Below are 21,833 nucleotides of genomic sequence, written 5' to 3'. Positions count from 1 at the left end.
ATCGCAGACGTTCGGAGGAGATCCCGGTGGATCAGGAAGTCAACGCCGACTCGCCCGCTGCGCCCCAGGACGCGCGGAAGACAACCGAGGAACAACGCAAACTGCAAGAACAGCTCGAGCACCAGCACGAAGACCCCAACGCGCCGGGTTTGCACCAGTCGCGGCATGACACCCCCGACGAGAGCACGCGATAGGCTCACCGACAACTGTTGATTACCAAGCGTTTTCGGATCCCGATTATTGTCGATCAGCCTTCGCTGTGCTCGATGCGGGCTCGACGATCGTGGGCGAGCGCCGCGGCCGCCACCCAGGTCAGGGTCAGGCCCCCGAGGGCGGCCGCGGGGATCGCCCACGCGCGCCGGGCCATCAGCGCGTTATTGCACTGGCGCACGTAGTTGTTGCCCGCCGCGTGCGGCGCACCGGCGCTTGCCTTTTGGCCGGGCGGCTTCTTCTCCGCATTGGAGGCCTGGGTCAGATCGGTGGTAAAACCGCTGCCGCATTTGACTTGCCAACCGAACTGGTCGTAGGCCTCGATGAAAACCGGGAACCGGAGCGCGAAAAGTCCGCCGGCCAAGAACACCACCGCCGCGAAGACAATGAGCGGTCCGCGGGTGACCATCCCCCTGAGCCCCTAGGTCATGCACACGTTGGCGAAAAGCAGCACCGGCCAGGACACGATCGAGCCGAGGAACGACACCACCAAATCGACGCCGTGCATGTCGTGCAGATGCGCCGTGTGGGTGCTCGACCAGATCACGCCGACGATCAGGTACGGCGTACCCAGCAGGATGCCCAGTCCCAGCAGTTCGGCGATGCTCAACTGATACTCGAGGAGCTTGCGGAGTCTGGCGAGCATGAGCGTCCCTTTCGCGCGGGCGCCGCCGGAATTGCCGCCGGCCCACACCAAGCGATGAGGACCACCACATTCCGGCGCGCGGACTAGACGCTGAATATGTTAATCCCTATTCGCACGTTTTGGTAGTGCAGGGGAACGGCCGGCGGTGATCGGCATGGCGACTTTACGCGGAGATATGCTGCTGCAACAGCACGTTCAGTACCACCGACTCGTCGGTCGCTGCGCACGCATCACAGCAAGTGCAGCGCGGTTCTTCGGAGTGAATTGTCTTTCAGCGACGTTGTCGGATCTCGCCGACCGCGTCGGGCGACGCGGCCGGCCGCCCCAGCACCGTCACTTCCATCAGGCGACGAACCGTGAGTGTGGCGGACTGACTGGTGTCGGGGTACACGAGTCGCCCGATGTCCACCGCGAGCGCGAACGCGGCGTGCACGGCGTACCGCGCGCGTCCCAGGGTGAGTTCCGGTCTTGCCGCGACGGCCAACCGGGCCCAGGATTCGACGGTCGAGCGCTGAATGTTGTAGAGCAGCACCGCATCTGACTCGGGCAGGTTGTGACGCTCGGTGTAATAGACGCACGCGAGCTCGGGGTTGGCGAAGGACCGGGTCACATAGGCGTCGATGAGCCGGGCGAGTGCCTGCTCCGGATCGTCGCTGGTGGCCAGGATGCTGGACAGGTCGCCGGAGAGTTGGTCGGCGGCGCGCCGGTAGTAGACCGCCAAGATGGCGGCCTTCCCCGGAAAGTATTGGTAGATGCTGGCAACCGGTATGCCCACCGCGGCGGCGATGTCCTCCATCCCGGTCTCGCGGTAACCGCGCTCGTTGAACAGGCGCATCGACTCATGGAGCAGCAGCTCGTAGCTGCCCGCGGCGCTGGTCAGCGTCGACGTCCGCAGCGGTTCGGAGCCGCGTGGGTGCTGCGCCGGCAACTCGGCGTGCAACACCGCGGTCGCGATATCGGTGAGCGCTGCCCGGATCTCCGCGTTGCCGAGGCGGGACCGATGGTCGGTGATACTGCCGATGACGCTCAACGTGGCCGCCGACAGCAACCAGCGTTGCCGCGATGTGAGTTTGGGGCGCAGCCTGACCAACGGCCGCTGCAGGCGCCGGTTGATCCGCTTGATCTGCTCCGCCGAAGCGCGTTGGTCGTCCCCGCGCAGATAGCGGCCTTCCCACCGATACAGCCCGCCGGTGGTGCGGTTGACGATGGTGGTGTCGATCAGCGCACGGGTGAGCGCGCTGAGGACCTTTTCGGGATCGGCGTCGGCGGGCACGTCGTCGGCGAACGCCGTCGCGTCGACCAGTTGCTGGCCCAGCGCCAAGACGACATCGCGGAACAGGTCGTATTTGCCTTGCGAATGCCGGTACAGCGCGGCCGCGGAAATCCCGACCCTCGCCGCGATGTTCTCCATGCTGACGGCGTGGTAGCCGAGCTCGCTGAAGGCATCGGTGGCGGCGCGGGCGATCTGGATCTTGCGGTCCTTCGGGCGCCGCTTGACGTGATCCGCAGACGAGCGGCTAGCCGATGGCATACAGATCACCGTAGCCGCAGCGGCGGCTGATCGGGCGATCGGTGGACCGCCGGTTTTGTGGGGACGGCAAGGTGGGGCCGCCCGGCCGGGCGCAGCGTCGTACGCGAGGTCATTGGACGTCTAACCCCGTTACGCCCCGCCGAATTCCGGCCGCAGCACCGGGCTGAGCGCGCTGAGCGGGATGTGTGGCTCAACGGTGCCTCCGTCCATAAACCATTGCTGGGACTGCCCGTACTGGATCGGGGAGTCGTGCCCGACCGGGTAGTCCGGCATGTAGAGAATCAGCTCGTCGGGCGTGAGCGCCCACGCCTTGTAGCCCCCGGAGAACACGTTGTCCGGTGTCCAGCGGTCGACGGTGAACGGATATGTCCCCGGGGTGTGTTGCCACGCGGCGCGGTCGAGCGCCTCCTGAATGAAGGGTTCGGCCAACGGAGGGATAGCGGTCAGCGGGGCGACACCGGGTTTGGTGATGTCAGCCAGCTGCAGCGGCCGTCCGGACGCCATGTCGAAGGTGAACGTGCGATAGGCGTTGTTGAACGACGGCCCGTCGGCGTGGTAGTCCTCGTGGAAGGCCACGCTGAGCGCGCGCCCATGCGAGAAGACTTGGAAGTTCTCCTCGCCCCAGCTGTCTTGGACCATCGAGGCGCCCTTCGCGCGCCAGTTGTTCATCAGGGTGTGCAGGTACTCGCGGATCGCGGGGCCGCTGGTCGGGTTTTCGACCAGATCGCCCGGCAGGGCCATCTTGATGTCGCGCACGGCTTTTCGCTCGGATGTCACCGAGGCGTGGCAGTACTGTCCGTCCCAGTCGCCGCCGAGGTCGCCGCAAAACGACTGCGCCGACGCCGACGCCGGCGGCGCGGTCAACACCGCCGTGGCCACCGCCGCGGCCACCGCCGCGACACTGGCCGAGAGCCGGATAATCCGCATGACCGAAACGCCCTAGGGGAGTTCGACTTTGCTGGCCAGCCAATGGCCGCCGACATTGTCCATCGTGATCTTCATCCGACTCCGGTCGACGCGGCCGTCGGGACGCACGGCATTGCTGACCGTCTGGTCGACCATCAACAACACCACCACCCTGGTTTTGCTCAGGGATTCGATCGCGGAGTCGACGACCGTGCCGTGCGCGGTGGCCTTGTTGTCGACCAGCAGCTGCCGAAGCTGCACGCTGGCCTTGGTGTAGGTGTCCTTGAATTCCCCTGTGGCGCCGTCGAGTACGGCGGAGAAGTTCTGGTCGACCTGGTTGGAGTCGATGCTGGTCAGCACCTGGGCATAATCGATCGCGGTTCGCTGGGCCGCCTGCCCGGCCTGAGTCACCGTGTGCTCATCCCACAGCTTCCAGCCCAGCCCGCCCGCAAGGCCGAATGCGCCCAGGTAGACGGCGGCCACCACGGCGACGCCGGCGTACCTTTTCCACTGGCGCGCCGCGGTTTTCGGGCCCTTCTCCCCGGCATCCGACGCGTCTTCGCCGTCGTCGGGCGGCTTCTCGATGTCCTCGGTGGTGTCGCATTCTTGGTCGGCGGTCACGGTCACGGTTTCTCCTCGAGGTCTGGGCGTCGGTAGGTCAGTGGGGTGGTTCGATCGGCAGCACCGGTCCGCCGTACGGCGTGGGAATGGTGAACCGGCCCTTGGGCGTTGGATCCGCGGTTTGGCCGAGGTCGGCGCCGGCCGGGGGGCCCGCGGTGTCGTCGCCGCCCGGCCGGGGGGCGTTCTTGGCGCCGCGGATCAACACCTGGGGATCGTCGTCGCGGCAATAGGTGTACAGGAACGGTTCGGGGTAGTCCGCCGACGACGACGGCCGGCGCGGGGTGCCGTAGTCACAGGTGTAGCGCGGGTAGATGTCGGCGGTCGCCCACAGCCCGTGCTCGTGCATGGTCGTCATCAGGGCCTCGAGCGTGGACCCCCGGTAGTTCGGGAAGACCGCGTTCAAGGCAGGAACCCGGACATAGATGATCCGCGCGGTGGTCACCAGGTTGGCCAGCAGCCCGACCATGGTGTCGGAGTTGTCGTCGAACAGGTTGTCCACCGACGACATCGCGTGCGGTGTCTGGTCGACGAATTTGCGATAGCCGCGGTCCATTTTGTTCACACCGGTCATGAGGTCGCCGACATTGCGTGCGGCGACCGCGAGCCCGGCATTCTTGTCGGAGAGGGTGGTCAGGACGACGCGACTGGTCTTGAGCATGCTGACGGTCTGCGGCAGCACCGGGTCCATCGTGGAGAGCAGGAACGTCGAACCGTCGATGATGTCGGTGAGCTTTTGCGGGCCCTCCTTGCTCAAACTCAGTTCGCGCTTCACGATTTCGAGCTTCTTCGGGTCGGCTTGGGCGAGCATCCCATCGGCGTCGGCCAGCACCTGGGACAGCGGGATGGGAGTCGTGGTCCGCTGTGGGCCGATCACGCTGCCGTTCGACAGGAACGGTCCGCTGTTGGAGGCGGGCTCGAAATCGATGTACTGTTCGCCGGCGGGCGAGAGTCCGGACACCCGCACCGGGCTGACAGCGGGAATCTTGGTGTTCGCGTTGATGTTTGCGATCACCTCGACACCGGTGGGTGTGGGTCGCAGCGACTGAATCCGCCCGACCCGGATCCCGCGGACGGAGACGTCCTGGTTGGCCAGCAACCCGCCGGATTCGGGCAGCCGGATCGTGACCTGGAAGGTGGAGTCCAGCGGATTGATGCGCAGTGCGCCGATCGCCAGGTAGGCCAGGCCGACCACGAGGGTGAGCACCAAGGCGAGGCCGGACAGCCAGGCGCGCTGGCGGTGGCCGGCTCGGACCGCGGCGACGATGATTCGAGCGAGGGTGTCGATCATCGCGGTGGCTCCGGGTTGATGGGATCGGGCGGCGCTTCTCCCCCGGGCGCCGGGGGGAGGGGCGGACCGCTCGGCGTCCACGGGGTCTGGCCCATCGGCGTTTGCGGCCCGCGACCCACGACGCGTTCCTGCAGGCGCCACAGCACGTACTTGATGGAGCCGATCATGTAGTTCCAGTCGCGGCGCATGGGTCCGTGAAATGCCGGGTCGCCCTTGAACCCCCCGGTCTCCGCCCCGGTACCGGGTCGCGATCCCATGACCAGCCGGTCGAAGCTTCCGCGTACCGAAATGGCGTCGCTGGACGTGGTTTTCACGAACGGCGGGATCAGCCGGTTCAGCGCGGCGAGGCTGGTATCGGGGCTCAGCACCACGTCGTTCCAGGCGGCGGCGATGGTGTTGGCGTCCTTGATGACGCTGCGGCCTGTCTTGTCGGTGCCGGCGATGGAGGGGAATTTGGAGAGCTGCCGGGTCGTGGCGCCGAGTTCGTCGACCACGTCGGCGATTTCATCGGCGTTGCTGGACAACACGTTCGTGGCCGGGCCGACGGCCTGCAAGACCTCGGTGATCGCCTGGTTCTTCTCATCCAGGCGATCGGCCAGGCCCGCCGTCTCGGTCACCGCCGCGTCGATCTGCTCCGATCGGGCGTTGAGCTTGCCCAGCAATAGATTGGTCCGGTTGATCAGGTCGCCGAACGCGCGTCCCTGGTCGCCTGTCGCCTTCCCGGCGCCGTTGACGATGTTGGTGAAGTTGCGGACCGCACCGCCGTTGACGAGCAGCGCGGCCGAGCTGAGCACGCTCTCGACGGTGGCGGCGGCGCGGGTGGCCGGCAGCCCGATGGTTTCGCCGCCCTTGAGCAGCGGCGCATTCGGGTCCACCGGGGTCGGTGGCTTGATGGCGACGAACACGTCGCCGAGCGGTGTCGCGGATCGCAGCTCCGCGGTGCTGCCGACGGGGATGCGCACGCCGTCCATGATGCGCAGGGTGGTCACCGCGGTGTAGTTGCGCGCGACCATCTTCTCGAGTTGCCCGACGTCGGCTCCGGCGAGTTTGACCTTGGCATGGGCGGGCAGATTCAGGGCGTTGGAGAACACGGCGTTGAGCAAATATCCACCGCCGCCGATTCCCGGTGCCGGCAGCGGCAAACTGGCCAGGCCGTTGGTGGCACAGCCCGCACTGACCATCACCGCGCTCAGCGCCGCCGCCGCTGCCTTGTGCTTGCCCCAGGTCATCGCTACTGCCCCATCGCCGAGAGGCCGTCGAGGATGTAGGTCAGCCCGAAGTCCGGGCCGTAATCCTGGAGCGTCCCTGTGCTGCAGCCCAATTGGCGCAGGTGCATCAGATTGCACAGCTCCTTGGCCGACTGGCTGTCGGTGAGCGCCTTGTCGAGCAGGCCGTGCACACGGATCGCGCCATTGGTGCGGTCGACGGTGTTGTACAGGTTTTCCAGTGTCAGCGGGAGCACGTCCAGCATCTCGGCCACGACGCGCTGATCCGCGACAACCGTCTTGGCGACCGTGTCCCCGTTGCGGACGGCCTGCTTGAGGTTGTCGCGATTGTTCTCGATCAGCGTGGTGACTTCTTCGAGTATCCGGTTGATGGTCCGCCCGGTGGCGCCGGTGCCGAACTTCTCGTCCGCCAGGATCTGGCTGAGCTGCCGTGTGGTGGAACCGAACTCGCGTACCTTGGCGTCGTTGCGCGCGGCCGCCTCGGTGATCGAGCTGAGGTCGGTGATGATGGTGGTCAGTTGCTCGCGGGTGGTGACGCCACGCTCGGAGCTGAGGCGCAGCGCTTTGGAAAGCTCGTCGAGGGCGGCCAGGATCTTCTTGCCGTTCCCATCGGTGATGGCGACCGCCGCGTCGCTCAGGTCGGCGACCGGGCCGCCGCCTTTCCCGTCGCCCTTGAGCGATTTGGAGACTTTGTCGAGCATGTCGAGCACGCGGTCGAACGCCACGGGCGTCTTCGTCCTGGTCAGTCCGATGGTGTCGTGGTTCTTGAGCACCGGTCCGCTCCGGTATGGCGGGGTCAATTCAACCTGGCGGTCGGTGAGTATCGAGGTGGTGATCGTGACGGCACGGACCGCGGCGGGGATCTTGACCTTCTTGTCCAGCGTCAGCTCGGCCTCGACGTAACTGCCTTTGGACGTGACCTTGCTGACCTTCCCCACCGGCATGCCGAGCACCGCTACCACGTTTCCCTCGTAAAGGCCGGCGGCGCTGTCGAATTGAGCGATCACGGTCATCGTGTCTAGTCGGGATTTGACATAGTGCCCTACCAAGCCGATGGCGACGGCCGCCGCCGCGGCTGCCACGGCCGCGACGGCGATGAGCCTGCGCCGACCGGAAATCATTTGCAGTCCTTGAAGTACTGGATCATCTTGAATTCCTTCGCGCGCCCACTGATGGCGCACATCCACGAGTCGATGGCGAGCCCGTTGGGCAGGTTGAATTCGACGACCGGACCGTAGCCGGTGGCGTTCGTCAAGCCCCGCAGCGCCACCGGGGCGACCTGCAGCGTGTTGCGCACCAAGTCGTCGTGCTGGCCGATCATGTTCGTCAGGTCATGCAGGTTGACGAACAATTCGTCGAGCATGGGGCGGTTGGTGACGACGACCTTGTCGAGCTGATCGACCAGCTCGGTCAGCGCCGCGAACATGGCGTGGAAGGTGGCCTGGCGGGCCACCAGGTGGCCGAGCAGGTCCTGCCCTTGATCCATCAGATGCCCGATGTTGGTCTGCTGGCGCCGCAGCGTATTGACCACTCGCTGAGTGCTTTTCAGCAGCGTGCCGAGCTGTCCCCGGCGGTCGGCGGTGATCGTCGACAACGTCTGCAGGTTCGCGACCGCCTGCGGAACCAGCGGGGGCACCCCGCCCAGTTGCTTGCCCAGCACGGCGAGCGACTGCGCGAACTGGTCGGAATCGACCTGCTCGAATGTGGTGGTGGCGTCTTCGAGCAGAGACTGCAGGTCGTAGGGCACCGCCGTGTGGGACAGGGTGATCGTCTTGCCCGGAATCGATCCCGGGCCGTCGGGCACCAGCTCCAGATAGCGCGATCCAAGGATGGTCATCACCTTGATGACCGCCCGGGTGTCCTTGCCCAGCGCGACGTTGTCCCGCACGCTCAAGCCCGCTTCGACGTGATCGCCGTCGAGTTTCATGCTGGTGACGTGCCCGACCTCGATCCCGGCGATGGTGATGGGGTTTCCGGGCCGCAGCGTGGCGGCTTGCAGGAATTCGGCGGTGTAATGGGTGTAACCGACGCCGAGAAGCTTGATCCCCAGCGACACCGCGACGAGGACCGCGACCACCGCCAGCCCGCCCAGCCCGAGCCAGGTCCTGTTGTAGGACTCGAGCGGTCGCCAGCGCAGCCATCGGGTTCTCAGTGCGTCAGCCATTGGCCATGTTCCTGCATCGCGGGGTGTGCCACCCCATGTTCTTCGTGGTGATCGGATACGCGTTTCCGGGCGTGGCCGCGTTGACGATGAACGTGGTGATGTCGTTGAGCCCGGGGAAGAAGCCCGTCGCGTTCAGGTCACACGCGTAGGCGTTGCCGTAGGAACCCTCGCTGAGCGCCCGCGCGAAACCCTTGAGCAATAGGGGGAGGTTGTCACCGGTGAACGCCAGCTGGGGCTCGATTCCGGCCAGGTGCTTGCTGAATCCCGGCTCCCGGGTGATCAGCTGGTTCAATGACGGGTCGACGTCGTCGGCGATCGCCGCGAGGCGGCGGGTAACCCGGGCGATCGAACCCACCGAGTCCTGCAGCGCCGGGCGGCGGGCATCGAAATTGGCTACCGCGGAGCGGGTTTGATCGAGGGCGTGGTCGAGGTCGTCGTTTTGCCGCGCGACGGTGTCGGTGACCTTGGTGAGATTGCTGATGAGGTCGCCCAACGACTGGTCGCGCGCCGACAGCGTCCGCGTGATCGTCGAGGTCTGCTGCACCAGCAGCGGAATGGACGCCTGGTCGCCTTGCAGCGACTGCAGGACCCCCTTGGTCAGGTCGTCGGCGTCTTTGGGGTTGAGCAGGGTGAACAGCGGCTCGAAACCGTTGAGCAGCTTGCCGACGTCAAAGGAGGGGTCGGTCTGCTGCACCGGTATCACGCTGCCCGCCGAAAGCGTTCCCCTGCTGCCGGTTTCGCCGAGCGACAACCCCAGATACCGCTGCCCGATGATGTTCTGGTAGGTCACCGATGCGACCGTGTTGCCGTACAGGTGCTGGTCGTTCTCGACGATGAACGAGGCCTTCGCCAATTTGCCGGCCAGTTCGATGTTTTCGACGCGGCCCACCCGCACGCCGGCCATGCGGACGTCGTCACCGATGCGTAGTCCATACACGTCGGTGAACATCGCCGCGTACCGCGTGGTCGGCCCAGCCACGTCGCGCCGCAGGGTGGCGTACACCATCCACGTCACGGCGATGGCGATCGCCATGAACAGCGACAGCCCGATCAGCGGTCCGCGTACCTTCATTTCGGCTCACCACCCGGCGCCGGCTGCGGTTGCCGTGGTTTCAGGGAGACCGTGGCGCCGCGCGCCACCGGGCCCAGCAGCAGTTGCGTCGCCACCGACGCCGGACGACCCTGGCCGGTGATCGCGCCGAGTTGGTCACGTTCGTGTTGGCTGCCCACCGGGCCGACGTTGCCGCCGTAGGCCGCCGGCGCGGCCGCGTCGGGCGGGCCCGGACTCGGGGGAGGCGGTCCCGGCGCCGGTGCCGGCGGCGCGTCGTCGGGGTCGGCGGTCCCCGGGACGCGGGGTGTCGGGCCGATCTGCCACGGCCACCACGGCAACGGCGGGTTGGGGTCTTCCAGGCTGGGATTCGGGTTGAACAGGGGCGGGCCCACCGCGGTGAGGTTGCCATCGGGTCCGATCTGCGTGCCCGGGGGCGGCGCCAAATCCGCTGGCGCGTGGTAGTTCTGCGGCAACAACACCTCGGGCAGGTCCGGGCGCACCGCGATGGTCGGGGCGGTGTAGCAGCTCGGCCCGAGCAACTGACCATACCGCGGGCAATCGGCGCGGGTGTAGGTGTAGGTCGGGGTGAGCGCCAGATTGACTCGCATGTTCCCGGTGTCCATTTCCGGGTCCCACACCTCTTCGAAGAACTTGTCGGACAGCCGGTTCAGCCGAGTGAAGATGGGGACGAATTTGTCGCTGTTCAGGGCGAACACGCCGAGGGCGGGCGTGAGGTTCTGGCTCATCTCGATCAGCTGGTCGGTGTGGTTGTCGAACGCTTGCCGGTTCACGCCGAAGGTGTGGCGCGAGCCGGTGACCAGAGACCGGAATTGCTCGTGCTTTTCGGCCAGGGTTTGCATCGGTTTGACCGCGTCGTGCAAGACGTCGAGGAGGTCGGGCGCGGTGGCCTGCAGGCCGCGGGTGGCGTCCAGCAGCGCGGAGACCGTGGACGGGCCGGGGTAGGTGGTCACGATGGCATTGAGCTCGTCGAGCACCCGGGTCAGCTGCGCGCCGGCGTTGAGCAAGGTGCCGCGCCGGTTGTTGGTGGCGGCCGCGACGGCGGCCAGGATGCCGACACTGTGGTCTTCGCGGCCCCGGCCGGTCGCGGCCAGGATGTCGCGTAGCTTGCTGATCGTGGTCTGGAAGATCACCGTCGACAGCTGCAGGTCCTCGGGGATGCGCGTCCCGTTGCGGATGCTCGGGCTCGGGGCGCCGTCGACGAGTTGCACCGACGAGACCGCGAACACGTTGCTGGGCACCACGCGCGCGGTCACCGCGCTCGGGATGTCCTTGGCGTATTCGGGTTTGAGGTTGATGTGCACGTAGTTCGGCTTGCCGTAGGCCGCCGGGACGACGTTGTCGACGGCGCCGACGAGCAGCCCGTGGTATTTGACATCGGACCGCGCCGGCAGCCCATCGCCCACGTTCGTCAGCTCGGCGACCACGCGGATGTAGTCGTTGAGCCGGCCGGTGGACTTCAGCAGCAGGCTTCCCGTGATCAGTCCCGCGATCAGCAGCACCGTCGCGCCCAGGGCCACCAGCTGTTGGTCGGTGGGGCCCCGCCCGTCGAAATCTAGCGAATTGGCCATTCAGCCACCGAATCTCGCGCCGGCGTCGATGCTCCACAGCGCCATCGTGAGCAACATGTTGACCATGATCACGACGGTGATGCTCGCCCGCATGGCATGGCCGGCCGCGACGCCCACGCCCTCGGGTCCGCCCGCGGCGTAGAACCCGTAGTAACACTGCACGGTGGAGGAAAGCCACACGAAGACAACGCATTTGAGTACCGAGTAGGCGATGTCCTTGGTGCTGAGCATCATGGTGAAGTAGTGCAGGTACGGGCCGATCGATCCGCCGCTGATGATGTTGGCGACCACCTGGCACGTGAGGTAGGTGACGGCGAGGCAGGCGATGTAGAGCGGGATGACGGCGATGACGGAGGCCATCAGCCTCGTCGTGACCAGGAACGGGATGGGGCGTATCGCCAGGGATTCCAGGGCGTCGATCTCTTCGGCGATGCGCATGGCGCCGAGTTGGGCGGTGAACCGGCAGCCGGCCTGCATCGCGAACGCCAGGGAGGCCATGATGGGCGCCAGTTCGCGGGTGTTGACCAGTGACGAGATGATCCCGGTGGCGGGGCCGAGGCCGAGCAGGTTGAGAAAGTTGTATCCCTCCACGGCCACCAGTGCGCCGGCGGTGAAGCCGAGGACCACCGCGACGCCGGCGGTGCCGCCGCCGACCACGATCGAGCCGTTGCCCCAGGCGATGTTCGACAGCAATCGTAGGAATTCCGTGCGGTATTGCCGAAGCACGATCGGCACCGCGAGCACGGCACGGACGAAGAAGACCAGCATGTGTCCCAGCCGCATGGTAGGTGCGGCCGCGACCCGGTACGCGCCGATGAACGGTCGTGCGAGTCCGGGAACGTATGCGGAGGCCGTCATTTCACAGTCCCGTCCTGGGGAACAGCGTGTTGTACAACTGGCTGATCCCGACGTTGACGATCATCAGCACCAAAATCGACTCCACCACGGCCGCGTTCACCGAGTTGGCCACGCCCGCCGGCCCGCCCTTGGTGAAAAGCCCTTTTTGGCAGGCGATTACCGCCACGATGGCTCCGTAGATCACGGCCTTGAGCAGCGCGACGATCATGTCCTCCGTGGTGGCGAACGACGAAAACGTCGCCACGAAACTTCCCGGTGCGCCGCGTTGGAAGTAGACGTTGAACAGATAACTGGCCAAAAAGCCGACGAAGCAGGTGATTCCGGTCAGCGCCACGCCGACCATGATGGCGGCGGCGAAGCGAGGGACGACCAGGCGGCGGATTACCGAGACCCCCATGACCTCCATGGCGTCGGTTTCTTCGCGCATGGTCCGAGACCCGAGGTCCGCGGTGATGGCGGACCCGACGGCCGATGCCATCAGCACCGCGGCCACCAGCGAGGCGGCCTGACGGATCACGGCGAGCCCACTGGCGGCGCCCGCCAGCGAGGTCGCGCCGACCTGGTTGGCCAGCAGGGCGAACTGGATGGACAGCGTCACCCCGATGGGCAGCGCCACCAGGACCGTGGGCAGCACGGCGGTCGCCGCCATGAAGGCCCCCTGCCGCACGAACTCCGCCCACTGGAAGCGGCCGGTGAACAGGTCGACCATGCAGTACTCGACCGTGCGGACCGCGAGGATGTACTGCTCGCCCAGTGTGTTCAGCGAGGCGAGGGGGTGCCGCACCACATAGCCCGCGGACCACTCCTGGATGGTGGCCACACTGTCGGGCGCCCGATCCTCGGTGAGCGGGCGATCGTCCTGGGCGGTCATCGCCGGATGCGCCTCGGCGCGGTCACTCGCCGGTACGGCTGTTCATCGGTGAACCTTTGCTGTGCCCCCACGGGCGGCTATGTTAACCGCTATTCAGGCTATGCGAAAGATCTCACTTTGCACTTTGTGCAGATTTGGCGCTCAATTGCCCCGCCTGGTGCCGCTATGACCCGTGGTCACTTCGCATCTTCGCCTGCCAGCGGGTCCTTGACGCGACGCCGACTTCGCGAGAAGATCCCGTTCCAGGCCACAGATGTTACTGGACATTTGTCGACTAAATGGTTGGTTAGAGCGGTCGCGAGTTATCGTGTTCTCGGGGAAGGCGCGGATGATTCTGGCGAGGTTGCGACAGGCGGGCGGAGGCATCGTGTGTGCCGGCCAGGCGCTGCTCGCGACCGCCGTCGTGCTTTCCGGCACCGCCTACGCCGATCCGGGTGAACCTCCCCCACCGCAGCCGGCGTTCACGCCCGCGCCCAGCGATTGGTCACCGAACTTCGACGTCTGGCCCTACAACACGTTCACCTCTCGGGTGACCCCCGAGATGATCGGCGGAATGTCCGACTCCTGCCAATGGTTCAAGTCCCAATTCGATCCGTTGATGGGCCAGATCAACGACTTCAATCGCCACCTCGGTGACCACCATGACGACTACACGACCGGCGGCATGCAGCGGAACGCCGATGCCGTTGTCGCCAACATCGATCGGTCGACGGCCTTTCTGGGCCCGCGGGTGAAGCCACTGATCATCACCAACGAACCCGACAACTTCGGCCCCTATTCGCCGTTATACGGCGGGGAATCCATGGTCCACTTGGCATTTCAGTTGTCCCGGATCAGCGACAGCATCAAGAGAAAGGATCCGTCGGGCGTCACCCACGCGAATATCGTCTCGGCCATCGGCTGGGCGAACGCGCTGCGTGACTCCGGCGCATGTAACTGATGAACCATCGCCCATCGCTACGAACAGTCGGCAACCCACGGACGTGGTTGGTGAGTCGCTTCCGCATCGCCGCAGAAGGCACAGAAGTTGCCGAAGACACGGAAGCGGCGGAGGCCGAGGACGACGACGTCAGCCGTCCACCGGCCGACGCCTCCCCGGACACGGACCCCGGTGAGGGCTCTGCCGACGGGGAAGACGATCAGCGTCCGAGCAAGCGAAAGGGCCGGCGCGTCAACGTCGCTCGTTGGGCGGCCGCTCTGATTCTGGCGGTCGTACTCGCCGGCGCCGGATACGAGGGCTGGTTGCTGTTCCAGCATCACCAGAAGGACGTGGCGGCGGCCCAAGCACTCACTGCGGCAAAGAAATACATCCTCGCGCTGACCAGCGTGGACACCAACGCGATCGACAAGAACTTCGCCGAAGTCCTCGACGGCTCGACCGGCGAGTTCAAGGACATGTACACGAAATCCAGCGCCCAGCTGCGCCAAACGCTCATCGACAACAAGGCGGCGGCGCACGGCAACGTCGTCGACGCGGCGGTCCAGTCGGCGACCGAGGACAAGGTGGACGTCGTGCTGTTCGTGGATCAGTCGGTGAGCAACGGTGCGGCGCCGGCACCTCAGCTGGACCGCAGCAGGGTAAAGATGACGATGGAAAAGGTGGACGGCCGATGGCTGGCCAGCAAGGTCGAACTGCCGTGAAGTGATGCGCCGGTGGCCTGTTCAGGCGCGCCAGGCTTGTTTGGCCACCCGATAGAAGTTGCCACCGAGGACCGCGTGGATGTCACGACCGTTCCATCCCCTTCCCCGCAGGTGCTCACCGAGTGTCACAAAGGTTTCCGGCGGCACCCACTGGATCGGGCCCCAGCGGGTGTAGCTGGCGTCGAACAGGTGGGGATTGCGGCGCAGCTCGTTGGCGAAATCGGCGGCGTCGAAACAGAAGTCGGTGCTGATACCGACGTGCTCGATGCCGACGAGGTCGACGGCGTATTCGAGGTGCCGTGTCATCGCTTCCAGCGTGGGCGTGTTGGGTCCGAGGAAGATGCCGACGCCGGTGATGCCGATGACACCGCCCGTCTGCGCGCAGGCCCTGGCCTGATCGTCGGTGATGTTGCGGGGATGGTCCCACAACGCGCGCATGCATGAGTGGCTGTAAATGACCGGGCCGGTCGATACCTCGCACATGTCGAGACCGGTGCGCGCACTGCAGTGAGACCCGTCGGGAACGATGCCGACCGTGTTCAGTTCCGCGACGATCGCACGGCCCCAGGCGGTGAGGCCGCCGTCGGTGCGGTCGAGGCAGCCGCTGCCCGCGCGGTTGGCGTTGTTATAGGTCGGCAACAGGGTGCGCACTCCCAGGTTCGCCAGCCTCCGCAGATTCTCCAGGTCGTCGTCAAGCGGGCGTGAATCTTCCAGGTCGAAGACGACCGCGATGCGCCCGGCTTGGGTCGCCGCGTCTACCTCACCGAGGGTGGCCGCCAATTCCAGGCCGGGGTGGTCGTCGATCGCGGCACGATAGTGATCCAGCAGCGCCACGGCGTCGCTGAAGCTGTGTGGTGAATATCCCGCGTTGACCGAAAGCACCGTGCCACCGGCGAATTGGTAACGATTCAACGGTTCGATGTCGGCGTCGGTGGCGAGCGGCAGGCACGTGTGCTGGTCCCACAACAGGGCGGTCATGGTGGTGAACTCTCCTGAGGCGAGCCGTTACCCTCGAGCGCGGAGTCGACGGCCCGATCGGCCAGTTCGGGCCAGGGCCTCGGTTCGCGCGGGGACGCGGGCGGGTCGGCCAAGCGACGATGCCACCAGCCGACATCCCACCATCTTTGTCGCTTGAAGCCCACGTCGCGAAAGACGCCGACCGGGGTGAAGCCCAAGGCTTCGTGCAGACCGACACTGGCAGCGTTGGGAAGCGTGATGCCGGCATAGGCATTGATGTGCCCCTGTGCGGCAAGCACATTCAGCAGCGCCGTGTAAATTCGGCGGCCATGTCCCCGGCCCTGAACGGATGTGTCGAGGTACACCGAAACATCGACGCACCAACGGTAGGCGTCCCGTGCCCGGTGTGGGCTTGCGTAGGCGTATCCCTTGGGGCCTCGACTGTCCGCGACGACCAGCCAGGGCAGCGTTGCCAGCGTGGTGGTCATCCTCGACCGCATCTCCTGAACGCTCGGGGCGACCGTCTCGAAGGACACGGCCGTGTCCCGCACATACGGCAGATAGATGTCCACGATGGCGCCCGCGTCCTCGGGCGTGGCCATTCTTAGCCTCACGACCACAGAAGGCTAGCCGCACGACGGCCGATGGTCGCGGCCTTCAGGAAAAGAACCTGGCCATAAGGGCTTCTGCGAACGGGCGATGCGTGGTGTTTTGCGAAGACGCGAGCAACCAGCGCCCGTCGGTCCGCACGGCGACACTGGTGTTCACCCGGGCATTGCGCCGGTTGCGTCGCCGCCTCACCACCGTCGCGTTCGCGTGAATCAGCGCCACGTCGGGTGTGAGAAACCGGAGCTGGGCGACGTCGATCCGTAGCCGGGTGCCCTTGAGGAGCTTGCGGAACAGCGGGGCGTACGACGCCGCAATCGCGTCGCGGCCCGTATGGTGGGCGCCCAGAAAGGTGACGTAGTCCGCATCCGCGGTGAAGACACTGGCGTAGGCGTCGGGATCGCCTGCCGCCCAACCCCTTACCTGCTGATCGATCAGCCCGCGGATCGCGTCTTCGTCGGCCCGCCGCTCACCGGTCGTCACAATGCCTCCCGCAATCGATGGTGTCGATGCTGCTGCGCCCGTCGGAATCGTTGCCGCAAGTTGGCTCGAAGGACGCGAGACAACAACGTGGGGTCCTGCAGCCGCACCGGTGGGTCGACGAGGTGAGTGACCCGCAGCAGGCGTTCGGTGACCGCGGTGTCGTCGCCGGCGGCGTTCAGCATCGCCCCGACCAGACGGCCCCGCAGCCGCCGTTGCAGGGAAGGCTTGCGGTTCGACGACCGGTTGCGGTCGTTGGCCTGATTCATCGCCCATGTCGGCCGGATGCCGCGTGCCGCCATGAGGAAGAAGCGCTGGGCCAAGTCGGCGTCGCCGCCGCGTAGGCAGTCACGCAGTGCCAGCGCTTGCTGCGCCGCCATTGTCATGCCTTGCCCGTACACCGGGTTAGGGCTGCAGAGCGCATCGCCGATGACGAGCAGTCCGCGGGGGAGTCTCGTCATGTGGTCGTAGCGCCGCCAAACCGCCGCGGGATTGCGGAAGGTGGCAATGTCCGCGAGCGGGTGCGCGCGGCGTAGCCCGTCCATGATTTCCGGGGGCAATGCACCCTCGGCCAGCGCAAGCATGGTGGCGAAATCGGGTGGCGCCCCGCCCGTGTCGATGGTGCGGGCGACCGCGAACATCCAGGTGTCGTTCTCGCAGGCCAGCAGCAGCCCGCCGGGCTTGCCACGGAGCCCGAGGTTGAACACGACCATCTGCTCGTTGATGCATCCGTTAGGGATGCTCAGCAGTTGGCTGGAATAGCCCAGCATGGCGGTGGAGCGCGTCTCGGGCGGGCGTCCGTAGCCCATCCCCTCTAAAAACGCCGGGGTGCGGGCGGACCGGCCCATCGCGTCGACGAGCAGATCGGCGGCCAGGTCCCCCGGCGTGCCGTTGTCGTGCTGCACTATTCGCACGCCGGCAATGGCATTTGCCTCGGTGAGCGGCTCGATCACCTCATGGCCCTCGAGAAACCGCACGTTGGGCAGATTCGCGACGCGTCGATGCACATGGGACTCCACAAAAGGTCGCGTCGCCAGCCACAACGTCACCGCCGTGGGATCAGTCAACGTGCCCGCACGTTGGAGCTCGTAGCGGCCCGCCCGCACATAAAGCCGCGACAAGTCGCCGTCGTCGATGACAACCGCACCGGCGGCGCCCAGCTCGTCAATCAGCCCGGGAAACAGTTCGGCGAGCACCTGCGTGCCGCGGCTCAGGAAATTGTGGATGTGACGCCCTTGTGGCACACCCTTCCGGTGAATGGGAAGGCCGAGAGTCTTGTCACGCTCGATGACGCACACCGAGTCGTAGGCATCCGAAAGTACCCGCGCGGCAAGCAGACCCGCGATCCCCGCACCTAGCACAACGGCGTGCTCACGCGAGGCGTTCACGGCACAGGCCTGTGAACAGAGGAGCCCACACGGTTTGTGGTGTGACCCATGCCGCAGCAGCATACCGCAAATCTAAGGTTATGGTAAGAATATTAAGGCGATGATAATACGGCTTCCGCCACGGCCGACCGGCGGGATCCGTGGAGATCGCAGTCCCTCCCGGACAACGGCACGCACCTCAACACGGTGAAAGTTGGATCTATGCACAGCTTTTGGGACATGGGTGGCCCTCCTGGCGTCCATTCCGATGATTCGCTGCCACCCACAGGGCCGCCGTGGATGCGCGAGCATGCTTTCGAAATTGTTCCGCTGCAGTTAAAGTGGGGCGTCGGCGCGGCTGACCTGCATCACGAATAGGGAGGGTCAAACTGTTCTCCCGTTCGCGCCAGCTACCCGTTACACCGGCGTGGTTCACTTCCGCACTCGATCAACAGCCCGAGCACGGCGAGGTCGATGTCGACGGCTGCCGTATCCACCTACGCATTTGGGGTGCCGCCGACCAGCCGCCGGTGGTGCTGATCCACGGCGGCGGAGCCCACTCCGGTTGGTGGGACCACATCGCGCCGTTCATTTCCCGTACCCACCGGGTGATTGCGCTGGATCTGTCCGGCCATGGCGACAGCGGGTCGCGCGCCAACTATGACCTGCGGATCTGGGCGAGCGAAGTGATGGCCGCCGCGTCCGCCGCGGGCCCCGCCGGGAGGCCGACCATCGTCGGCCACAGCATGGGCGGTTGGGTCGCATCCACAACGGCGATGCACCACAGCCGGCAGATCAACAGCATGTTGGTGATCGATTCGCCGCTGTGGGAGCGTGCGCCGGAGGAAGAACGCCTACGCCGGCACAAACACACCGAATATCGGACGAAAGACGAGATCCTGGCCCGGTTTACGGCCGTGCCGTCGCAGGAGTTGATCCTCCCCTATGTCCGCCGGCATATCGCGGCGGAGTCGGTACGCAAGTCCGACGGGGGCTGGGTTTGGAAATTCGATCCGGCGATTTACGGCGGTGAGTATCTCGATCCGACGCCCGCCGACGAGGAATCGCTGGAGAGCATGCTCGCCGCGATGCGCTGCCGCGTGGGGTATTTGCGTTGCGAGGCCGGATTGGTGCCGCCCGCCATGGCCGAACGGATCCGCTCCCTCCTGCAGCTGAGGGGCCCGTTTGTCGAGCTGGCCGAAGCCGGTCATCACCCGATGCTGGATCAGCCGCTTCCCCTGGTCGCGACGCTACGGACGCTGCTGGAATTCTGGTCGATCACCTAGGCCCGTGCGCGGCGGGCCAGCTTCGCGGGCTGGTCGATGATCAGGGCCTTGCCCTGCTGCCGGATCCAGCCGCGCTGGGTGAAATCCGATAGCGCCTTGTTGACCGTTTCGCGCGAGGAACCGACGAGTTGAGCGAGCTCTTTTTGCGTGAGGTGATGCTCGACGCGCACCGGTCCCCCGCTGTTGGTACCGAAACGCATTGCCAGATCGAGGATTTGCTTGGCGACCCGGGCGGGCACATCGGTGAAGATCAAGTCGCACAGCGTGTTGTTGGTGTGCCGGAGCCGACGCGCCAGCACCCGTAGCAGCTGCTCCGCGATTTCGGGGCGTTCGGCCATCCATGTTCGCAGGGCGTGGCGGTCCATCCTGACGGTCTCCACCTCGGTCAGCGTGATCACCGTCGAGGTTCGCGGGCCCGGATCGAACAGTGCGAGCTCGCCGAACACGTCGCCGGGGCCCAGCACCGCGAAGACGGTTTCACGGCCGTCGGCGGTCTGATGACGGATCTTCACCGAACCCGCCAAGATCACGAAGAGGTCGTCGCCCGCCTCGCCCTCGACGAAGACGGTGCGCCTGCGCGGGAAGGAGACGTGCTGCAGGTGGCGGGCCAACGCGGCGACCGCGTCGGGTGCAATTCCCTGGAAGATGCCGGCTCGCGCCAAAATGTCGTCCACGCCGCCCCTTTCAACGCGTTCCGCACGGCGTTTGCGCGCACTAGGCGCTACTCCGGGTTGGGGGCGTCTTGGCTCGCGTCCTCGACTTTACACGAGGGTTAAATTCCGTAACGCAGCAGGTCGGGCGGCTAGGCGGCCGGCGTCGTGGCGGTCGACGCGGTGGTGACTTCGGAGTAGACGTTGCCGCACGCATCGCAACGGACCTGATACTCGAGCTTGTCGTCGCGCTCTAGAAAGCTGTACTGCGCCCATGCCATGCATCGCGGGCACCGTGCGCGACCGTGTTCCACTGCCATTCACCAAACCCCTCATTCGCACAGATGCAGTGGAAGTACCCCGTGCAAAGCTGGTCTAATCACCGACTTGCGGGCCCTGCCCGCCGCCTAGTAATTCAGCCCGGAGAACATCACCCGGCCGGGATCATACTTTTGCCGCACCGCGCTCAGCCGAGACAGGTTCGGGCCGAAATAGCGCGCCGGCGACTGGCCGGCCTCGATGTAGTTCACGTAGCCGCCGACCGAATACTGTTGCACCGCTTGGTGTGCCGTGCCGAGCCAATTCGTCGCGGCCGCAGGATCGCCGGTTTCGACGTACCACTGCACCAGCGCCGACTGCCGGCGCCAGGGAAAGGCCGTCGCCCCCGGCGCCACGGTGGCAAGGGCGCCGTCGAGCGCGTGCATGATCGCCAACATGCGCCCGGCGCCGCGGGGAAAGGCGTTGACCGCCGCGGCGATCCCCTGCGCGACGCCCGCGTTGACGGTGGCGAAGACGTCGGATCCGCCGACGTAGCCGAGCGGTGACGGGTTGAGGTTCCCGACCGCCAGGTAGTTCACCAGGTCCATGTAGTTGAAGGTGTGGTTCTCGGTGCCGGAGGGCTGCATTCCGACCGCCTGGGTGATGGCCGCCGCCGTGCTGTTGCCGGATCCGGCCGGGGAGGTCGCCATGATTCGGCAATGCGTGCCCGTCGCGTCGACGGTGGCGTCGGCCAGCGCCCAGCTGTTTCGGTCCGCGGTGCGCAGCCAGTTCTGCCATCCGACGAGGACCTGGGCGAACGACTCCGGCGGGAAGTTGAGGTTGACGACGTCGACGTCCTTGGTGGGGAACGTCGCGAAGGTCAGCGAGGTCGTCACACCGAAGTTGCCGCCACCGCCGCCGCGCAGCGCCCAGAACAGGTCGGGGTTGCTGGCCGCGGATGCGGTGACCGCCTGGCCGTTGGGCAGCACGACCGACGCCGATGTCAGCTGGTCGCAGAGCAGACCCGCGTGCCGGGACTGGGCACCCAGGCCGCCGCCCAGCGCGTGCCCCGCGGCGCCGACCGATGGGCAGGTGCCCGTCGGGACGCCCCGGCCGGCCGCGGCAAGCGTCCGGTGCATCGTGTAGAGGCTGGTGGCCGGCGTCACCGTGACCTGCCCCGTGGCCGCGTCGTAGTTGGCGTCCCCGGGCAGTTGGCGCAGATCGAGCACCATGGTCCCGTTGGCGGTCGACGCTCCGATGTAGGAGTGCCCGCCACTGCGCGGAGCGACCTTGAGGTTGTGGGCGGCGGCGAACGCCATCGCCTTCTGCACGTCGGCCGCCGACGTGGGGGTGACGACGGCCGCCGGCGTGGACCCGTTGTAGTTGGTGTTGAAAACCTGTTTGGCACTGGCGAATTGGGGGCTGTCCGGGAGCAGCACCTTGCCGCCGAGCGCGGTGGAAAGGCCTTCCCACCCGGACGGCCTGGGATCGGCGAAAGCACGGGGTGAGCCGAGCACCGCCCCCGCGGCTAGCGCCCCGACGGCGCCCCGCAGAAACGTCTGCCGTGAGATCTCACGCGCCAACGTCGGGCTCCCGCGACTGCCTCATGTCCCGAATTGTCGGCCAC

Annotated in this window: 24 protein-coding genes; 4 read left to right on the top strand and 20 right to left on the bottom strand. The window is 66.3% G+C overall.

The annotated features are described in order from the left end of the window. The first annotated feature begins 26 nt into the window (after positions 1 to 26). On the top strand, positions 27 to 194 hold the full coding sequence (locus tag OCQ_RS26755) for a hypothetical protein (RefSeq protein WP_009955626.1): 168 nt from the start codon (positions 27 to 29) through the stop codon (positions 192 to 194). Between the two features lie 53 nt (positions 195 to 247). Here the strand turns inward: OCQ_RS26755 and OCQ_RS00570 are convergent, their stop codons facing one another. The 13 genes from OCQ_RS00570 to OCQ_RS00510 all read right to left on the bottom strand — a co-directional run bounded on the left by OCQ_RS00570 (position 248) and on the right by OCQ_RS00510 (position 12,961). After that, the gene (locus OCQ_RS00570) at positions 248 to 619 is read right to left on the bottom strand and encodes a hypothetical protein (protein ID WP_009955627.1); all 372 of its coding nucleotides are present in this window, start codon (positions 617 to 619) and stop codon (positions 248 to 250) included. Positions 620 to 631: 12 nt separating this feature from the next. Continuing rightward, positions 632 to 856, bottom strand: coding sequence for a hypothetical protein (locus OCQ_RS00565; protein WP_014710781.1), 225 nt, complete (start codon positions 854 to 856; stop codon positions 632 to 634). A 271-nt stretch (positions 857 to 1,127) separates the two neighbouring features. Continuing rightward, the gene (locus OCQ_RS00560) at positions 1,128 to 2,387 is read right to left on the bottom strand and encodes a TetR/AcrR family transcriptional regulator (RefSeq protein WP_009955629.1); all 1,260 of its coding nucleotides are present in this window, start codon (positions 2,385 to 2,387) and stop codon (positions 1,128 to 1,130) included. Between the two features lie 129 nt (positions 2,388 to 2,516). Then, a complete protein-coding gene (locus tag OCQ_RS00555) occupies positions 2,517 to 3,314 on the bottom strand; it encodes a mannan-binding family protein (protein WP_014378799.1) in 798 nt (265 codons plus the stop codon). Between the two features lie 12 nt (positions 3,315 to 3,326). Further along, complete coding sequence (locus OCQ_RS00550; RefSeq protein WP_014378798.1) at positions 3,327 to 3,920, bottom strand: hypothetical protein; 594 nt, start codon at positions 3,918 to 3,920, stop codon at positions 3,327 to 3,329. 31 nt (positions 3,921 to 3,951) lie between these two features. Further along, positions 3,952 to 5,202, bottom strand: coding sequence for an MlaD family protein (locus OCQ_RS00545; protein ID WP_014381598.1), 1,251 nt, complete (start codon positions 5,200 to 5,202; stop codon positions 3,952 to 3,954). Beyond that, on the bottom strand, positions 5,199 to 6,431 hold the full coding sequence (locus OCQ_RS00540) for an MlaD family protein (RefSeq protein WP_014378796.1): 1,233 nt from the start codon (positions 6,429 to 6,431) through the stop codon (positions 5,199 to 5,201). Before OCQ_RS00540 ends, OCQ_RS00545 begins: the two co-directional genes overlap by 4 nt. Positions 6,432 to 6,433: 2 nt before the next feature. After that, positions 6,434 to 7,549, bottom strand: a complete 1,116-nt coding sequence (locus OCQ_RS00535; protein ID WP_014378795.1) for an MCE family protein — start codon at positions 7,547 to 7,549, stop codon at positions 6,434 to 6,436. Further along, positions 7,546 to 8,592, bottom strand: coding sequence for an MCE family protein (locus OCQ_RS00530; RefSeq protein ID WP_009955638.1), 1,047 nt, complete (start codon positions 8,590 to 8,592; stop codon positions 7,546 to 7,548). The genes OCQ_RS00535 and OCQ_RS00530 overlap by 4 nt, the downstream gene beginning before the upstream one ends. After that, complete coding sequence (locus tag OCQ_RS00525; protein ID WP_014378794.1) at positions 8,585 to 9,664, bottom strand: MlaD family protein; 1,080 nt, start codon at positions 9,662 to 9,664, stop codon at positions 8,585 to 8,587. Before OCQ_RS00525 ends, OCQ_RS00530 begins: the two co-directional genes overlap by 8 nt. After that, positions 9,661 to 11,232, bottom strand: a complete 1,572-nt coding sequence (locus OCQ_RS00520) for an MlaD family protein (RefSeq protein WP_014383612.1) — start codon at positions 11,230 to 11,232, stop codon at positions 9,661 to 9,663. The genes OCQ_RS00525 and OCQ_RS00520 overlap by 4 nt, the downstream gene beginning before the upstream one ends. Continuing rightward, positions 11,233 to 12,090: an ABC transporter permease gene (locus OCQ_RS00515; RefSeq protein ID WP_009952080.1), complete on the bottom strand. Its 858-nt coding sequence runs from the start codon at positions 12,088 to 12,090 to the stop codon at positions 11,233 to 11,235. 1 nt (position 12,091) lies between these two features. Continuing rightward, complete coding sequence (locus tag OCQ_RS00510) at positions 12,092 to 12,961, bottom strand: MlaE family ABC transporter permease (protein ID WP_008262772.1); 870 nt, start codon at positions 12,959 to 12,961, stop codon at positions 12,092 to 12,094. Between the two features lie 328 nt (positions 12,962 to 13,289). On the opposite strand from OCQ_RS00510, the gene OCQ_RS00505 reads away from it, so the two are divergent. Both OCQ_RS00505 and OCQ_RS00500 read left to right on the top strand, forming a co-directional pair. Then, positions 13,290 to 13,901 (top strand): hypothetical protein, encoded by a 612-nt coding sequence (locus OCQ_RS00505; protein WP_009952082.1) that lies wholly within the window; start codon positions 13,290 to 13,292, stop codon positions 13,899 to 13,901. Further along, complete coding sequence (locus OCQ_RS00500) at positions 13,901 to 14,602, top strand: hypothetical protein (protein ID WP_026071081.1); 702 nt, start codon at positions 13,901 to 13,903, stop codon at positions 14,600 to 14,602. The genes OCQ_RS00505 and OCQ_RS00500 overlap by 1 nt, the downstream gene beginning before the upstream one ends. Before the next feature lie 21 nt (positions 14,603 to 14,623). Here OCQ_RS00500 and OCQ_RS00495 read toward each other — a convergent pair whose 3' ends face one another. From OCQ_RS00495 to OCQ_RS00480, 4 genes are read right to left on the bottom strand one after another with little or no spacing between them, the layout of a single operon-like run. Then, entirely contained in the window at positions 14,624 to 15,580 is a 957-nt protein-coding gene (locus OCQ_RS00495) for a dipeptidase (RefSeq protein WP_014383611.1), read from the bottom strand. Beyond that, entirely contained in the window at positions 15,577 to 16,161 is a 585-nt protein-coding gene (locus tag OCQ_RS00490; RefSeq protein ID WP_014378790.1) for an arsinothricin resistance N-acetyltransferase ArsN1 family B, read from the bottom strand. The genes OCQ_RS00495 and OCQ_RS00490 overlap by 4 nt, the downstream gene beginning before the upstream one ends. Before the next feature lie 55 nt (positions 16,162 to 16,216). Next, complete coding sequence (locus OCQ_RS00485) at positions 16,217 to 16,648, bottom strand: SgcJ/EcaC family oxidoreductase (protein ID WP_009952089.1); 432 nt, start codon at positions 16,646 to 16,648, stop codon at positions 16,217 to 16,219. After that, entirely contained in the window at positions 16,645 to 18,033 is a 1,389-nt protein-coding gene (locus tag OCQ_RS00480) for an FAD-dependent oxidoreductase (protein WP_014383610.1), read from the bottom strand. The genes OCQ_RS00485 and OCQ_RS00480 overlap by 4 nt, the downstream gene beginning before the upstream one ends. Before the next feature lie 368 nt (positions 18,034 to 18,401). On the opposite strand from OCQ_RS00480, the gene OCQ_RS00475 reads away from it, so the two are divergent. Further along, positions 18,402 to 19,298, top strand: a complete 897-nt coding sequence (locus OCQ_RS00475) for an alpha/beta fold hydrolase (RefSeq protein ID WP_167324043.1) — start codon at positions 18,402 to 18,404, stop codon at positions 19,296 to 19,298. Here the strand turns inward: OCQ_RS00475 and OCQ_RS00470 are convergent. The 3 genes from OCQ_RS00470 to OCQ_RS00465 all read right to left on the bottom strand — a co-directional run bounded on the left by OCQ_RS00470 (position 19,295) and on the right by OCQ_RS00465 (position 21,789). After that, positions 19,295 to 19,972: a Crp/Fnr family transcriptional regulator gene (locus OCQ_RS00470; RefSeq protein ID WP_009952093.1), complete on the bottom strand. Its 678-nt coding sequence runs from the start codon at positions 19,970 to 19,972 to the stop codon at positions 19,295 to 19,297. The two genes, OCQ_RS00475 and OCQ_RS00470, sit on opposite strands and share 4 nt — an antisense overlap. Before the next feature lie 128 nt (positions 19,973 to 20,100). Then, on the bottom strand, positions 20,101 to 20,229 hold the full coding sequence (locus tag OCQ_RS27190; RefSeq protein WP_008262754.1) for a hypothetical protein: 129 nt from the start codon (positions 20,227 to 20,229) through the stop codon (positions 20,101 to 20,103). 126 nt (positions 20,230 to 20,355) lie between these two features. Next, complete coding sequence (locus tag OCQ_RS00465; RefSeq protein ID WP_009952095.1) at positions 20,356 to 21,789, bottom strand: FAD-binding oxidoreductase; 1,434 nt, start codon at positions 21,787 to 21,789, stop codon at positions 20,356 to 20,358. Positions 21,790 to 21,833 lie beyond the last annotated feature (44 nt).

Origin of the sequence: Mycobacterium paraintracellulare, assembly GCF_000276825.1 — a bacterium.
GTDB lineage: Bacteria > Actinomycetota > Actinomycetes > Mycobacteriales > Mycobacteriaceae > Mycobacterium > Mycobacterium intracellulare.
The sequence above is the reverse complement of the archived record's forward strand: the minus strand, read 5'-3'. Positions and strand labels throughout refer to the sequence as shown.

What these genes read in the sequence shown, in the direction of transcription:
- OCQ_RS00570 (WP_009955627.1), bottom strand. Translation starts at nt 619, where the DNA reads ATGGTCACCCGCGGACCGCTCATTGTCTTCGCGGCGGTGGTGTTCTTG.
- OCQ_RS00565 (WP_014710781.1), bottom strand. Translation starts at nt 856, where the DNA reads ATGCTCGCCAGACTCCGCAAGCTCCTCGAGTATCAGTTGAGCATCGCC.
- OCQ_RS00560 (WP_009955629.1), bottom strand. Translation starts at nt 2,387, where the DNA reads ATGCCATCGGCTAGCCGCTCGTCTGCGGATCACGTCAAGCGGCGCCCG.
- OCQ_RS00555 (WP_014378799.1), bottom strand. Translation starts at nt 3,314, where the DNA reads ATGCGGATTATCCGGCTCTCGGCCAGTGTCGCGGCGGTGGCCGCGGCG.
- OCQ_RS00545 (WP_014381598.1), bottom strand. Translation starts at nt 5,202, where the DNA reads ATGATCGACACCCTCGCTCGAATCATCGTCGCCGCGGTCCGAGCCGGC.
- OCQ_RS00540 (WP_014378796.1), bottom strand. Translation starts at nt 6,431, where the DNA reads ATGACCTGGGGCAAGCACAAGGCAGCGGCGGCGGCGCTGAGCGCGGTG.
- OCQ_RS00535 (WP_014378795.1), bottom strand. Translation starts at nt 7,549, where the DNA reads ATGATTTCCGGTCGGCGCAGGCTCATCGCCGTCGCGGCCGTGGCAGCC.
- OCQ_RS00530 (WP_009955638.1), bottom strand. Translation starts at nt 8,592, where the DNA reads ATGGCTGACGCACTGAGAACCCGATGGCTGCGCTGGCGACCGCTCGAG.
- OCQ_RS00525 (WP_014378794.1), bottom strand. Translation starts at nt 9,664, where the DNA reads ATGAAGGTACGCGGACCGCTGATCGGGCTGTCGCTGTTCATGGCGATC.
- OCQ_RS00520 (WP_014383612.1), bottom strand. Translation starts at nt 11,232, where the DNA reads ATGGCCAATTCGCTAGATTTCGACGGGCGGGGCCCCACCGACCAACAG.
- OCQ_RS00515 (WP_009952080.1), bottom strand. Translation starts at nt 12,090, where the DNA reads ATGACGGCCTCCGCATACGTTCCCGGACTCGCACGACCGTTCATCGGC.
- OCQ_RS00510 (WP_008262772.1), bottom strand. Translation starts at nt 12,961, where the DNA reads ATGACCGCCCAGGACGATCGCCCGCTCACCGAGGATCGGGCGCCCGAC.
- OCQ_RS00505 (WP_009952082.1), top strand. Translation starts at nt 13,290, where the DNA reads ATGATTCTGGCGAGGTTGCGACAGGCGGGCGGAGGCATCGTGTGTGCC.
- OCQ_RS00500 (WP_026071081.1), top strand. Translation starts at nt 13,901, where the DNA reads ATGAACCATCGCCCATCGCTACGAACAGTCGGCAACCCACGGACGTGG.
- OCQ_RS00495 (WP_014383611.1), bottom strand. Translation starts at nt 15,580, where the DNA reads ATGACCGCCCTGTTGTGGGACCAGCACACGTGCCTGCCGCTCGCCACC.
- OCQ_RS00490 (WP_014378790.1), bottom strand. Translation starts at nt 16,161, where the DNA reads ATGGCCACGCCCGAGGACGCGGGCGCCATCGTGGACATCTATCTGCCG.
- OCQ_RS27190 (WP_008262754.1), bottom strand. Translation starts at nt 20,229, where the DNA reads ATGGCATGGGCGCAGTACAGCTTTCTAGAGCGCGACGACAAGCTCGAG.